The sequence below is a fragment of the Mucilaginibacter sp. genome (assembly GCF_039207105.1).
Lineage (GTDB): Bacteria > Bacteroidota > Bacteroidia > Sphingobacteriales > Sphingobacteriaceae > Mucilaginibacter.
Map to the genome: position 1 here is coordinate 20,102 of NZ_JBCECK010000056.1, position 13,300 is coordinate 33,401.

Consider the following 13,300-nt stretch of genomic DNA (forward strand, 5'->3'; position numbering starts at 1 on the left):
TTATCGTGCTTCTTTTTTCAGTTCTTTTTCAATCTCCTCCATGAAAATAAGATCGATACCTTCTTCGGCAGTTGGTACAATGTTCAGCACATTATCCAATTGCGAGATAGTAATCAGCCGGGCTATCGCGTCATTTAAACCTGCAAGGATAAATAATCCAGTTGCATTTTTGCATAAACGATGACCTACCAGCAGGCTGCTCAACCCCGAAGAGTCGGCAAATTTCACCTGCGAAAGATCAAGAATTATATTTCGCTGACCTTCAGTATTGATCAATATCAACTCAGACTTTAATTGCGGCGTAACCAATGAGTTCAATTTCGACTCATTCAGCTTCACCAAAATATATTTCTCATGCTTATCGACAGTGAATTTCATTCTTCTTATTTTATTAGAAAGCTAAGATAAGATTATTTTATGTGTAATTAAAAATTACAAACTACTTAGTGACTGTTTAATTCCGGTCTCAACTCTGTCCAGAACGTTTTCATTATCAGGCTTCTCAAATTTTTCACCAATAATTTGTTCGTACAACTCAATATAACGTTCAGAAATTGATTTTACAATCTCAGGAGTCATAACAGGAACAACCTGTCCGTCTTTACCTTGAAAACCATTTTCTATAAGCCACTTCCGTACAAACTCTTTTGAAAGTTGTTTCTGTGCCTCACCTTTTTGCTGGCGCTCCTCATAACCCTCCTTATAAAAATACCTTGATGAATCGGGAGTATGTATCTCATCAATCAAATAGATCACTTCGCCCACTTTACCAAACTCGTACTTAGTATCAACCAGTATCAATCCTTGTTTGGCGGCTATTTCTGTACCACGCTTAAATAAAGCTTTAGTGTAGGCTTCCAGTTTTGTATAATCATCAGCCGAAACGATATTTTGTTTTAATATTTCTGCTTTTGATATATCCTCATCATGCCCTACCGATGCTTTGGTAGTAGGCGTTATAATAGGCTCTGGCAGTATATCATTTTCCTTTAAACCTTCTGGCAGGCTCTCCCCGCAAACTTGTCTTTTACCAGCACTATATTCACGCCAAGCATGGCCGGCAAGATAACCGCGAATTACCATTTCTACCTTAAACGGCTCGCATATACGACCAATGGTAACGCTCGGATCCGGAACTGATATTACCCAGTTTGGTACAATATCGGCAGTTGCTTCTAAAAAACGGGCTGCTATTTGGTTAAGTACTTGTCCTTTATAAGGTATTGGTTCTGGCAGTACCACATCAAAGGCCGAAATACGGTCTGTAACTACCATAGCCAGGTATTTATCATCTATCGTGTAAACGTCACGTACCTTGCCTTTGTAAAAATTTGTTTGGCCAGGAAAATTAAAATGTGTTTCTTTTATTGCGTTCATTCTTTATTAGTATCAAGTAGTTAGTATCAAGTAGTAAGTATTCTCTTTTCAAAAATTAATATAAAAAGCATCACATTCTTGATACTTGATACTAACTACCTGATACTAAAAACCTATTGTATATCTCCGTAAGCTTCCAGTATTTTACGTACCAGTTTGTGCCTTACTACGTCTTCCCCACTCAGGTAAACTATCTCTATGCCTTTAATATCGGTTAATATGCGCAGAGCGGTATGTAATCCCGACTGTTGTTTTTTAGGCAAATCTATCTGAGTAACATCACCTGTAACTATAAACTTAGCTGATGGCCCCATACGCGTCAAAAACATTTTCAACTGCATATCGGTAGCATTTTGGGCCTCATCTAATATCACAAAACAGTTATCAAGTGTACGGCCACGCATAAATGCAAGCGGCGCTATCTCGATGGTACGGTTTTCCAAATAAAACTTTAACTTTTCGGCAGGGATCATATCATCAAGCGCATCATATAACGGCCTCAGATATGGATCTATTTTCTCTTTCAAGTCGCCCGGTAAAAACCCAAGGTTCTCCCCTGCCTCTACTGCTGGTCTGGTTAAAATGATACGCTTGATTTCCTTGTTTTTCAAGGCTCGTACCGCTAAAGCTACTGCTGTATATGTTTTACCTGTACCTGCGGGGCCAATGGCAAAAAGTATATCGCTTTTGTTAATACTGTCAACCATTTTGCGCTGGTTGGCAGTACGTGCTTTCACCATAACGCCATTCGGCCCAAAAACTATCACCTCTCCACTGGCAAACTTATCAGTTGTCTGGTCTGTTGATGATGTAGTTGAAGCCTTCGATCCAAGTATACGCTCAAGGTCTGTAATGTTCAGGTTTTCGTATTTCTCTACATGTTGTAGCAGATGATCGAACTTTTCCTGAAAAATATTGAGTTCGTGATCATCACCCAGAATTTTAACTTCGCTGCCACGTGCAACTATTTTAAGCTTAGGGTATTGTTTCTTAATGATCTCAAAATGATCATTATTAGGCCCCCACAATACTGCCGGATTTACATTTTCAATTGATAACTTTAGTTCGTTCAATACTAATTTGATTTTTTAGTTACAGATTTTTATGAATTAAAAATTGAATATTTGTAGCTTCAAATGCTACTACAAGATTAGCAATAAATATTTATAAAATTAATGGCAATAATAACATTAACTACTGACTTAGGCGACAAAGATATTTACCAGGCTGCACTTAAAGGCAGCATTTATAAATTGTTGCCTACAGTTAATATTGTTGATATTACCAACAGCGTTGCCGCTTTTAATGTGCAACAGGCCGCTTTTATTTTAAAGAACAGCTTTTATTATTTTCCTGAAGATACCGTACATCTAATTGGCATTGATACCGTTTATAATGACCATACGAAATACCTTGCTGTAAGATACAAAAAACATTATTTTGTTGGTGCCGATAATGGAATTTTTTCGCTGATGTTTGATATTGAACCTGAAGAAATTGTAGAGATCAATATCATGCAGGATCTGAAGTTTCTGCACTTCCCCCTGGCTGATATTTTTGTTAAAGCAGCCTGCCATCTGGCCCAGGGAGGTAAGCTAAGTGAGATAGGCCTGCCGGTACAGGACATTGAAAACAAAATGAACTTACAGCCCGTTATTGAAAAAAACCTGATCAAAGGCGTGGTTATATATATCGATTCGTTCCAGAATGTGATCACCAATATCACTAAAGAATTTTTTAACAGTGTACAACAGGGTCGCCGTTTTGTACTCAACTTTAAACGTAACGAAACCATTAATCACCTGAGCTGGCATTATAACGAGGTACCGGTGGGCGAAAAACTTTGTTTGTTTGGCATTAGTGATCACCTTGAAATAGCCATAAACAAAGGTAACGCGAGTGGCTTGTTAGGTTTAAACCTTAACGACAAGGTGATCATCGAGTTTCAATAAATATGATGAAAAAATTCTTATTGCTTAGCTTAGTTTGTTTCTTAATTACCGATGTGCTGCATGCTCAAACAAACGCGCAGGTAAGCGCCGATTCCATAGCTTATCAATTACAGCGCAAAAAAATAAACAGCATGCTGGATACCCGCAAATTGAGGTTTGGCCAGTATGAGCAAAGCCTAAATGATCATACCGGCATATTTGGGCTGCAAACCAAAAATGACATTCGTCGCTCAAATGATATTTTGATGGACATTGTTAAAACCGATGATAAAATTTATAAGGAGCTTAAAATACTGCTTGAATACCGGGCTTTTCAACAAAGGCAAATCCAAAGTCATACTAAAGAGGCCGAAAGCATAAACCTTGGTTATATGAGCGTTATCAATAAACTGAGGCATCAAAATGAGCTATTAAAGGCCGAAGCGCAAAAAGCTACCGAACAAAATCAAAGCACCCGACGCATATTTATTTGGGTGATCGTTTTCATGTTTGCGTCAATTTTATTTCTAATTAGCAGAAAAAGCAAAGTTAAGGTGTAATTTTGCGCCCTTAACTATAAAAGTATAAATGGCAAGAGGACGACTGAATAGTGGCGCTAAAGCTGAAGCAGAATTACCTAAAGCAAAAATAAACAAGCAGAGTTTACAAAACATCCGCAAACTGCTTAATTACATTAAACCTTACAGCGGTAAATTTATTGCCGGTTTGATATTTTTGTTTATCTCAAGCCTGGTTGGCCTTGCGTTTCCCAAAATATTAGGAGCTCTTATTGATGCTGCCCAGGGCAAATATCCCAACAGTTATTTGCCGCACAGCCTAAACGCTATTGCCCTTGCGGGCTTTTTACTCTTATTCGGACAGGCATTTGTATCATTTTTCAGGGTAGTTTGGTTTGTGCAAGTTGCCGAAAAATCACTTGCTGATATCAGGCGCGATACTTATTTCAAGCTGATCACCCTACCCATGAACTTTTTTGCCAACCGTCGTGTTGGTGAATTAAACAGTCGTATATCAGCTGATTTGTCGCAAATACAGGATACCTTAACAACCACTTTTGCCGAGATCATCAGACAGTTAGTGATCATGGTAGGCAGCGTTATTTTACTGGCTGTAGTATCTATAAAGTTGACATTGGCTTTATTGGCTATATTACCTTTCCTGGTAGCATTTGCCGTATTTTTTGGAAGGTTCATTCGCAAACTTTCGCGCGAGGCGCAGGATAAACTGGCCGAATCAAATACCATTATTGAAGAAACCCTGCAGGGTATTGCCAACGTAAAGGCTTTTGTTAACGAAGCATACGAAGCAACCCGTTATGATAAAATTTTACGGGCCGTAGTAAATATAGCCGTAAAAGGTGCCAAATTCCGTGGAATATTTGCATCATTTATCGTGTTTTGCCTGTTCGGTACTTTTGTGGGTGTAATTTGGTATGGTTCGGTATTGGTGAGCCACCATGAAATTTTAGTAGGCGATTTAACCACTTTTATCATGTACTCCATATTTGTGGGTGCTGCTATGGGTACTTTCCCCGACCTTTATGCTAACTTACAAAAAGCAGTAGGTGCCAGTGAAAGGGTATTAGAAATATTGGCTGAAAACGGTGAGGATATCTCCATGATAGAAACCAATAATCAGATAACCCAGCAAATTAAAGGCGATTTGGCTTTTGAGAATGTAGTATTTGCTTATCCTTCCCGTTCGGAACTAACCATTTTAAAGGGTATTTCATTTGACGCCGACGCCGGACAACGTGTAGCCATTGTGGGGCCAAGCGGCTCAGGTAAATCAACTATGGCATCGCTGATATTACAATTTTATCATCCCCAGAACGGTACCATAAAATTTGATGGTCGTCCGGCATCTGATTTCTCTATTACCGACATTCGCAACCAGGTAGCTATTGTACCTCAGGATGTGATGCTTTTTGGCGGAACCATATTAGAAAATATTGCTTACGGCAGGCTCAACGCTTCAAAAGAAGATATCATACAGGCAGCCAAACGTGCTAATGCCCACCAGTTTATCAGTTCCTTTCCTGAAGCCTACGAAACGGTTGTTGGCGAACGCGGCGTGAAACTTTCAGGTGGTCAGCGCCAGCGTATAGCCATTGCCAGAGCTTTGTTAAAAAACCCTTCTATATTAATACTGGATGAGGCTACCTCATCGCTTGATTCAGAGTCGGAAAGGCTGGTTCAGGAAGCGTTGGAAGAGCTGATGAAAGATCGTACATCAATCATTATAGCACACCGACTTTCAACCATTCGTGAAGCTGATAAGATCATTGTATTGGAAAAAGGCGAGATCATTGAATGCGGTAATCACACGGAGCTTATTAGCAATGAACAAGGACTTTACCGTTATTTGAACCAATTGCAGTTTGATGCACAAAATAGTTAGTCTTTATCTTTAATATACTGGTTCGGGGCTAAATACATTACTCATTAAATGTATTTAGTTAAAATGGCATTGTCCAAATCATTATATTACCATCGTAAAAGCATTATAAATAACGCCCAACAAGCTGAGGTATCAATTAACGTACAACATAATACGTAACACGTACAACTTAAGGAGCGTACAACGTAAGGAATGAAATTAACCATACACGGGGCAGCCCGCCAGGTAACCGGTAGCATGCATTTGCTGGAGGTTGACCGATATAAGATTTTAGTGGATTGCGGGTTAGATTATGAGAAGGACCGCAGCATTCAGGACAATGAAAATTTCCCGTTCAGGCCTGAGGATATTGATGTAGTGATACTTACTCATGCCCATATTGATCATTCAGGTAATTTGCCTACGCTGATCAGACTTGGCTTTAACGGTCAGATCCTTTGCACCCCACCTACTGCCGACCTTACCGAATTATTATTGCTTGATTCGGTTAGCATATTCATGAACAAAGCCAATAAAGGCAACAAGCGGCGTGGCAAGGGCAAATTCAATTCGGGTGGCGGGGTACAACCTTTATATCTGCAAAAGCATGTGATGGATGCTGTTGATCGTTTTGTTACCATTGGCTTCAACAGGCCATTCCGTATCAACGGAAACATTGAGCTTACATTTATTCCGGTAGGTCACCTACTTGGTGCCGCTGCTGCTATATTAAAGATAACCGAAAACGGCGAGGAAAAATCAATAGCCTTTACGGGCGATATTGGCCGCAAAAACTATCCAGTTTTAAATGATCCTCAAACACTGCCTCCGGTTAACTATCTTGTCTCTGAATCTACTTATGGAGGCCGCTACCACTCTAAAGATAAATCTGTGGAGCAAACACTCATTGAGGTAATTGACAAGTGCTGCGTAAAAGAACAAGGGCGTTTAATTATCCCTGCTTTTAGTATCGGCCGTACTCAATCATTGGTTTACTCCTTAAATAAAATATTCAGTGAAGGTCTGCTGCCACCTGTCAAGGTATTTGTAGATAGCCCTATGGCAACAATGGCCACTGGTATTTTTAGAAAATACCATAGCCTGGTAAACCAGGACGCCCAGGATTTTTACAAAGATAAAGGCGACGAGTTTGAGTTTGATAACCTTACTTATGTAGAAAACCTGAAAGATAGTCGGCAGATCTCGAATTACTACGAGCCTTGCATCATCATTTCCTCGGCAGGCATGCTGGAGGGTGGCCGTATACAGGATCACCTATTTTATAACATTCAGAATTATTACTGCACCATTCTGTTTATAGGCTATTGCGCTAAAGGTACACTCGGTCACCGTTTACTCAGGGGAGATTCTATTGTGCATATAAAAGACCGTGAACTGGCCGTTTATGCCACTATTAAACAAACTGACGTACTGAGTGCTCACGGAGATCATGCTGACCTGATGGAGAACGTAAAACAGCAGGATAAATCGATATTAAAAAATGTATTCCTGGTACATGGTGAAGATGCTTCGATGCAGGCACTTGCGGCTGACCTGGAAGATAATGGCTACCCGGTTACAATACCTGAAAAAGACATAGCTTATAACTTATAGATACGTATGAAGCTTTAAACAGAAAGGCCCGAATCAATTGATTCGGGCCTTTCTGTTATACGGTTAAATGTTGCTTATTTCTTAAAATGATCAATGATCAAATTAGCAAGCTCCACTCCTATACGTTCCTGAGCCTCATTAGTGGCAGCGCCAATATGCGGGGTTAAGGAAATTTTAGGGTGTTTTAATATTTCTTCACGAGGAGTTGGCTCGTTGTCAAAAACATCCAGTGCAGCAAATGAAACCTGTCCGCTGTTTAAGGCATCAATCAGGGCTAATTCATCAATTAAACCACCACGTGAAATATTTACCAAACCAACACCTTTTTTAGTCTGGGCTAATTCTTCGGCACCTAAAAGAGCTTTGTCAATGAACGGAGTATGCAATGTGATAAAATCAGATTGTTTGATCACCTCATTTAACGTAGCAGTTTTTACAGCTACTTTTACAGTAGTTCCACCACCTAAAACAATTTCAAGCTCAGGATTAAATTCAAAAAGATCATAAGCCAAAACGTCCATACCTACGCCGATAGCAATTTTAGCTACCTCGCGGCCAATACGACCAAAGCCTACAATACCTAAAGTTTTACCACGTAACTCAATCCCTTTAGCGTAAGCTTTTTTCAGGTCGTTGAATTTTGCAGCACCTTCAACCGGCATTTTGCGGTTGCTGTCATGCAAGAAACGTACAGAACCAAATAAGCTTGCAAATACCAATTCGGCAACTGATAATGAAGAAGAAGCAGGAGTATTATAAACGCTTAAACCTTTTTCACGTGCGTATTCTACGTCGATATTATCCATACCAACACCGCCACGGCCAATCACTTTAAGATTAGGAGTAGCATCAATCAGGGCTTTACGCACTTTAGTCGCGCTACGAACAGTTATAGCGTCGTAGTTTTGCAATTTTGCAGGTAATTCATCCTGCGGAATATTGTTAGTATCAACAAAAAATCCGGCATCTTCCAAAAGCTTCTTGCCAATTGGATCTATACCATCGTTAGCTAATATTTTGATCATCGTTTTAAAAGTCATTGGTTCATTGGTTCATTAGTTTATTTGTCTGCTTCATTAAATACTAATGAACCATTGAACAAGTGAACTAATGAACCTTATAAATTATTTATTCTTTTCAGCAAATTCCTGCATTGCATCAATCAACACGTATATGCTGGTTATTGGCAATGCATTGTAAATTGATGCTCTGAAACCACCAACACTTCTGTGGCCTTTTACGCCTACTATTCCTCTTTCATCGCACAATTTCAAGAATGCTTTTTCCAGATCAGGATTTTCCATCACGAAGCAAACATTCATATTTGAGCGATCTTCAGGCACAGCTACTGCTTTAAACAGTGGGTTACGGTCAATCTCATCATACAATACTCTTGCCTTGGTAATGTTTTCCTGCTCTATCGCCTCAACACCCCCTTTAGCCTTTAACCAGCGTAGAGTAAGCATTGATACATATATAGCAAAACAAGGAGGCGTATTGTACATAGAACCACCTTCAATTTGTGTTTGATAGTTAAACATGGCAGGGATCTTACGATCAACCTTGCCTAAAATGTCGTCTTTAACTATTACCAGGGTTACACCGGCAGGACCCATATTTTTTTGAGCGCCGGCATAGATCAAACCAAAATCGGCAACGTTAACTTTACGACTGAATATATCTGACGACATATCACATACTACCGGTATTGGCGACGAAGTAGGTAATTCCTGCAACTGCGTACCGTAAATAGTATTGTTTGATGTGATATGGAAGTATGCAGCATCAGTTGGAATAGTATAATCTTTAGGGATGTAAGTAAAGTTGCTTTCTTTAGATGTAGCAACAATTTCAACCTCACCAAAGTATTTAGCTTCTTTTAAAGCTTTGTTGGCCCATACACCTGTTTCCAGGTAAGCCGCTTTACCTGTTGATGGTAATAAGTTATAAGGAGCCATAGCAAATTGCGTGCTGGCACCACCTTGTAAAAACAATACTGAATAACCTTCAGGAACTTCAAATAATTCCTTTACTAACTTAACAGCCTCATCTAAAACTGCTTCAAATTCTTTTGAACGATGCGAGATTTCCAGTAATGACAATCCTGTACCATTAAAATCAATTACCGCCTCAGCCGCTTGTTTTAAAACTTCGTGAGGTAAAATGCCCGGTCCGGCACCAAAATTATGTTTCATATAGTTAACAAATTGTAGGTTCTGAATACACGAGTTAAGAACTTCGTATTTAGTTGGGCCGAAGTTAATTAATTTGACAAAATATATAGAGATTATTTATATTTTTTGAAAAAATATACAATTAATCAACAAAAGGCCTTTTGATTGCAAATTTTAAATTAATACTACTTAGTTGATAGTATTAATTACGATTGTAATAACTTTTCGGGATATTTTAAGTTGGATATAGTAGCCGGTGGATTCGCCGATGAGAACACTGCACTCCCGGCAACAAACACATTTGCTCCGGCATCTACCAATTTCGTAATATTATGCTGATCAACCCCGCCGTCAACCTCAATCATCAGACCGGGATTTTTTTTCATGCTCATCTCTTTCAGATCTTTGAGCTTTTTATAAGTGTTGTCAATAAACTTTTGCCCGCCGAACCCAGGGTTTACTGACATAATTAATACCAGATCAAGATCTTCAATAATATCCTGTAGCAGCATTACCGGTGTATGCGGATTAAGGGCAACACCTGCTTTACAACCCAATTCTTTAATAGCCTGTATGGTTCTGTGTAAGTGCGGGCAAGCTTCATAATGAACAGTAATACGATCGGCACCAGCATCCTTAAATGCTTTCAGATAACGATCAGGGTCAACAATCATTAAATGCACATCAAAGGGTTTGCTTGTATATTTTCTGGCCGCACTCATCACCGGGAAACCAAATGATATATTAGGTACAAACATTCCATCCATAATATCAACATGTACCCAATCGGCATCGCTTTTATCAAGCATTTCCAGATCGCGTTGCAGGTTGCCAAAATCGGCAGCTAAAATTGATGGTGCTATTAAATGGTTCATACGCAAATATAGGAAACGTACTGTTGCTTGATAAATGAGTTAATAAATTTTATGTAAACTTTTACCTGTCCCACCAAAGCTGGAGCAATTAATAGATATACATAGTTGTAATGAGAAACAAAATATATGAAATGGAAAGATTTTTAAACCTTCTTAGATTTTAAGGGAGAATCTGTGATTTAATCGCAATTAAGCAGAAGGTCATAGTACTTTTTCATTAGTACCGTATCATAATTTACCAGCGAGCTGTAAGCTTCGGAAACCAGCTCATTTAAAATTGATGAGCCAAGCTGTCCACCACCATTCGGAATGGAGTCATAATATATAATTAACTCTTTTACCCTTATAATTTCATATAATAACAACTGCACTAAATCGGTTTGCGAGCCCGATTGTATTCCATGCGGATTGTTGTTAAGAAAATCTAAAGGATCATTAGTAGAAGGAGTCATTTTGTTTTCAAGCAGGATCGGACTTTATGGTTTTAACAACTATCTGTTAACTACAATAAAGTTCATTGAGGGCATTTTGTTTTACTTTAAATGAAAAAAACTTAAAACAAAAAAGGCTAAACAATAAAACCCTCGATGTGAGGGTTTTATTGATATAAATTATGTATTAATTTTCAGCTTTTGGAGACTCCGGTTTCGGCAATAATGCTTTTCTTGAAAGTTTCAATTTACCTTGTTTGTCAACATCAAGCAATTTCACTCTCACCTCATCGCCTACTTCAAATATACCGTCCATTTTTTCAATCCTGCGGTGATCAATTTCTGAAATATGCAATAATCCGTCTTTACCAGGCATAATTTCAACAAATGCACCAAACGGCATAATTGATTTTACTTTACCTTCATATATCTCACCTACTTCTGGTTTTGAAGCAATGGCACGGATACGTGATAAAGCCTGATCGATAGATGCTTTATTATCAGCGAAGATCTGAACGATACCCTGGTTGTCTTTTTCTTCAATAGAAATGGTTGCACCTGTTTCGCGTTGCATTTCCTGAATAATTTTACCACCGGGCCCGATAACTGCACCAATAAATTCTTTATCAATTTTAATGGTAACAATACGCGGAGCGTGTGGCTTGTAATCTTCACGTGATTGAGTAATGGTTTTAGCCATTTCACCTAAAATATGCAAACGACCATCTTTAGCCTGGTTCAAAGCGTTTGTTAATACTTCGTAAGATAAACCATTGATCTTTAAGTCCATTTGAACAGCAACAATACCATTGGTAGTACCGGTTACTTTAAAGTCCATATCACCTAAGTGATCCTCGTCGCCAAGAATATCAGAAAGAATAGCATATTTAGTACCCATTTCATTGGTGATCAATCCCATCGCGATACCTGATACCGGCGATTTGATTTTAACACCAGCATCCATCAATGCCAATGTACCGGCGCAAACCGTAGCCATTGACGAAGAACCATTTGATTCCAAAATATCAGATACTACACGGATAGTATATGGATTTTCATCCTCAGATGGCAATACTTGTTTTAATGAACGCATAGCCAGGTTACCATGACCAATTTCACGACGACCAGCACCTCTGTTAGGACGAACCTCACCGGTTGAGAAACCAGGGAAATTGTAATGCAACAGGAATTTTTGGTATCCGTTAATGAACGCGCCATCAATCATTTGCTCATCATCCTTAGCGCCTAAAGTAACGGTGGTTAATGATTGGGTTTCGCCACGAGTAAATATAGCCGAACCGTGAGCAGATGGTAAATAACCAACTTCGCTCCAAATCGGGCGAATCTGCGTAGTAGTACGACCGTCTAAACGTTTGCCTTCATCTAATACAAGGTTACGGATAGCGTCATACTCCACATCGTGATAGTATTTTTTAGCAAGGAATTTAGTAACATCATCAATCTCACCTAAAGTTTCGATATAGTTGTCACGAACTTCTTTGAATTTAGCAGCACGTTCATCTTTTGCAGATGCAGAAGAAGCGATAGCATAAACCTGATCGTAAGTTGCAGCGTAGATAGCTTTTTTCAGATCTTCGTTGCTGTTTTCATGGCTGTAAACGCGTTTTTCGGTTTTACCAACTTCAGCAGTAAGCTCTTTTTGAACTAAACACTGTAATTTAATAGCGGTATGGGCAAATTTAATAGCTTCAACAAGTTCGGCTTCCTGAATCTCTTTTGATTCACCTTCAACCATGTTGATGTCATGCTCGCTACCGGCAACAATAAACTCTAAGGTAGCTTTTTCCAACTGGCTTAAAGTTGGGTTAATTACTAACTGACCATCAATTTTAGCTACACGAACTTCAGAGATCGGGCCGTTAAAAGGAATGTCAGAAACAGCCAAAGCTGCTGATGCCGCTAAACCGGCAAGGCAATCAGGCATAATATCTTTATCAGCAGATATTAAAGAGATCATTACCTGTGTATCGGCATGGTAATCCTCCGGAAACATTGGGCGCAAAGCGCGGTCAACCAAACGGGAGATCAAAACCTCATAGTCTGATAAACGTGCCTCACGGCGTAAAAAACCACCTGGTATACGACCGGTGGCAGCGTATTTTTCCTGGTAATCAACAGAAAGAGGTAAAAAATCAACTCCTTCTTTTGCTTCCGGCGATGATACAACAGTAGCCAATAACATGGTATCGCCCATTTTTACTACTACAGAACCATCTGCTTGTTTGGCCAGTTTACCGGTTTCAATCTCAATGGTGCGGCCGTCACCTAAATCGATAACCTTTTTAATTACGTTTAAACTCATCTTTTTTTGTTTTTGATGCACTTTTCATCTTTCGGAGCGCATCGGTTTTATGTGTGTAAATATTTATTGCAAAAGTAAAAAAGCCATCCTCTTTTAGGATGGCTTTTAAATAAAAAAAGTGAGAATTACTTAATGATATCCCTTAGCTGTAAAGCTTTGATGATAGCACGGTATC

Annotated in this window: 12 protein-coding genes; 4 read left to right on the top strand and 8 right to left on the bottom strand. The window is 39.1% G+C overall.

Annotated features, from left to right (window positions below):
• The 3 genes from AAGC65_RS13150 to AAGC65_RS13160 form a co-directional block, all read right to left on the bottom strand.
• Positions 1-378 (bottom strand): STAS domain-containing protein, encoded by a 378-nt coding sequence (locus AAGC65_RS13150; RefSeq protein WP_343112916.1) that lies wholly within the window; start codon positions 376-378, stop codon positions 1-3.
• 54 nt (positions 379-432) lie between these two features.
• A complete protein-coding gene (locus tag AAGC65_RS13155) occupies positions 433-1,377 on the bottom strand; it encodes a phosphoribosylaminoimidazolesuccinocarboxamide synthase (protein ID WP_343112917.1) in 945 nt (314 codons plus the stop codon).
• A 113-nt stretch (positions 1,378-1,490) separates the two neighbouring features.
• Entirely contained in the window at positions 1,491-2,450 is a 960-nt protein-coding gene (locus AAGC65_RS13160) for a PhoH family protein (RefSeq protein ID WP_343112918.1), read from the bottom strand.
• Positions 2,451-2,552: 102 nt separating this feature from the next.
• Here AAGC65_RS13160 and AAGC65_RS13165 point away from each other — a divergent pair, with 102 nt between their 5' ends.
• The 4 genes from AAGC65_RS13165 to AAGC65_RS13180 all read left to right on the top strand — a co-directional run bounded on the left by AAGC65_RS13165 (position 2,553) and on the right by AAGC65_RS13180 (position 7,322).
• Positions 2,553-3,329 (top strand): SAM-dependent chlorinase/fluorinase, encoded by a 777-nt coding sequence (locus AAGC65_RS13165; RefSeq protein WP_343112919.1) that lies wholly within the window; start codon positions 2,553-2,555, stop codon positions 3,327-3,329.
• A gap of 2 nt (positions 3,330-3,331) precedes the next feature.
• On the top strand, positions 3,332-3,868 hold the full coding sequence (locus AAGC65_RS13170) for a hypothetical protein (RefSeq protein ID WP_343112920.1): 537 nt from the start codon (positions 3,332-3,334) through the stop codon (positions 3,866-3,868).
• 28 nt (positions 3,869-3,896) lie between these two features.
• Positions 3,897-5,729, top strand: coding sequence for an ABC transporter transmembrane domain-containing protein (locus tag AAGC65_RS13175; protein WP_343112921.1), 1,833 nt, complete (start codon positions 3,897-3,899; stop codon positions 5,727-5,729).
• 192 nt (positions 5,730-5,921) lie between these two features.
• Positions 5,922-7,322, top strand: coding sequence for an MBL fold metallo-hydrolase (locus AAGC65_RS13180; protein WP_343112922.1), 1,401 nt, complete (start codon positions 5,922-5,924; stop codon positions 7,320-7,322).
• 74 nt (positions 7,323-7,396) lie between these two features.
• On the opposite strand, the gene AAGC65_RS13185 is transcribed toward AAGC65_RS13180, so the two are convergent.
• The 5 genes from AAGC65_RS13185 to pnp all read right to left on the bottom strand — a co-directional run bounded on the left by AAGC65_RS13185 (position 7,397) and on the right by pnp (position 13,125).
• On the bottom strand, positions 7,397-8,347 hold the full coding sequence (locus AAGC65_RS13185; protein ID WP_343112923.1) for a D-2-hydroxyacid dehydrogenase: 951 nt from the start codon (positions 8,345-8,347) through the stop codon (positions 7,397-7,399).
• A 99-nt stretch (positions 8,348-8,446) separates the two neighbouring features.
• Positions 8,447-9,517, bottom strand: coding sequence for a 3-phosphoserine/phosphohydroxythreonine transaminase (gene serC, locus AAGC65_RS13190; protein WP_343112924.1), 1,071 nt, complete (start codon positions 9,515-9,517; stop codon positions 8,447-8,449).
• 185 nt (positions 9,518-9,702) lie between these two features.
• The gene (rpe, locus tag AAGC65_RS13195) at positions 9,703-10,371 is read right to left on the bottom strand and encodes a ribulose-phosphate 3-epimerase (protein WP_343112925.1); all 669 of its coding nucleotides are present in this window, start codon (positions 10,369-10,371) and stop codon (positions 9,703-9,705) included.
• A 179-nt stretch (positions 10,372-10,550) separates the two neighbouring features.
• Positions 10,551-10,823 carry a hypothetical protein gene (locus AAGC65_RS13200; RefSeq protein WP_343112926.1) on the bottom strand — a complete coding sequence of 91 codons (273 nt, stop codon included), beginning with the start codon at positions 10,821-10,823 and terminating at the stop codon, positions 10,551-10,553.
• 166 nt (positions 10,824-10,989) lie between these two features.
• Complete coding sequence (pnp, locus tag AAGC65_RS13205) at positions 10,990-13,125, bottom strand: polyribonucleotide nucleotidyltransferase (RefSeq protein WP_343112927.1); 2,136 nt, start codon at positions 13,123-13,125, stop codon at positions 10,990-10,992.
• Between the last annotated feature and the right edge of the window lie 175 nt (positions 13,126-13,300).

Coding starts and splice junctions, on each gene's coding strand:
- AAGC65_RS13150 (WP_343112916.1), bottom strand. CDS start 378: ATGAAATTCACTGTCGATAAGCATGAGAAATATATTTTGGTGAAGCTG.
- AAGC65_RS13155 (WP_343112917.1), bottom strand. CDS start 1,377: ATGAACGCAATAAAAGAAACACATTTTAATTTTCCTGGCCAAACAAAT.
- AAGC65_RS13165 (WP_343112919.1), top strand. CDS start 2,553: ATGGCAATAATAACATTAACTACTGACTTAGGCGACAAAGATATTTAC.
- AAGC65_RS13170 (WP_343112920.1), top strand. CDS start 3,332: ATGATGAAAAAATTCTTATTGCTTAGCTTAGTTTGTTTCTTAATTACC.
- AAGC65_RS13175 (WP_343112921.1), top strand. CDS start 3,897: ATGGCAAGAGGACGACTGAATAGTGGCGCTAAAGCTGAAGCAGAATTA.
- AAGC65_RS13180 (WP_343112922.1), top strand. CDS start 5,922: ATGAAATTAACCATACACGGGGCAGCCCGCCAGGTAACCGGTAGCATG.
- AAGC65_RS13185 (WP_343112923.1), bottom strand. CDS start 8,347: ATGATCAAAATATTAGCTAACGATGGTATAGATCCAATTGGCAAGAAG.
- serC (WP_343112924.1), bottom strand. CDS start 9,517: ATGAAACATAATTTTGGTGCCGGACCGGGCATTTTACCTCACGAAGTT.
- rpe (WP_343112925.1), bottom strand. CDS start 10,371: ATGAACCATTTAATAGCACCATCAATTTTAGCTGCCGATTTTGGCAAC.
- AAGC65_RS13200 (WP_343112926.1), bottom strand. CDS start 10,823: ATGACTCCTTCTACTAATGATCCTTTAGATTTTCTTAACAACAATCCG.
- pnp (WP_343112927.1), bottom strand. CDS start 13,125: ATGAGTTTAAACGTAATTAAAAAGGTTATCGATTTAGGTGACGGCCGC.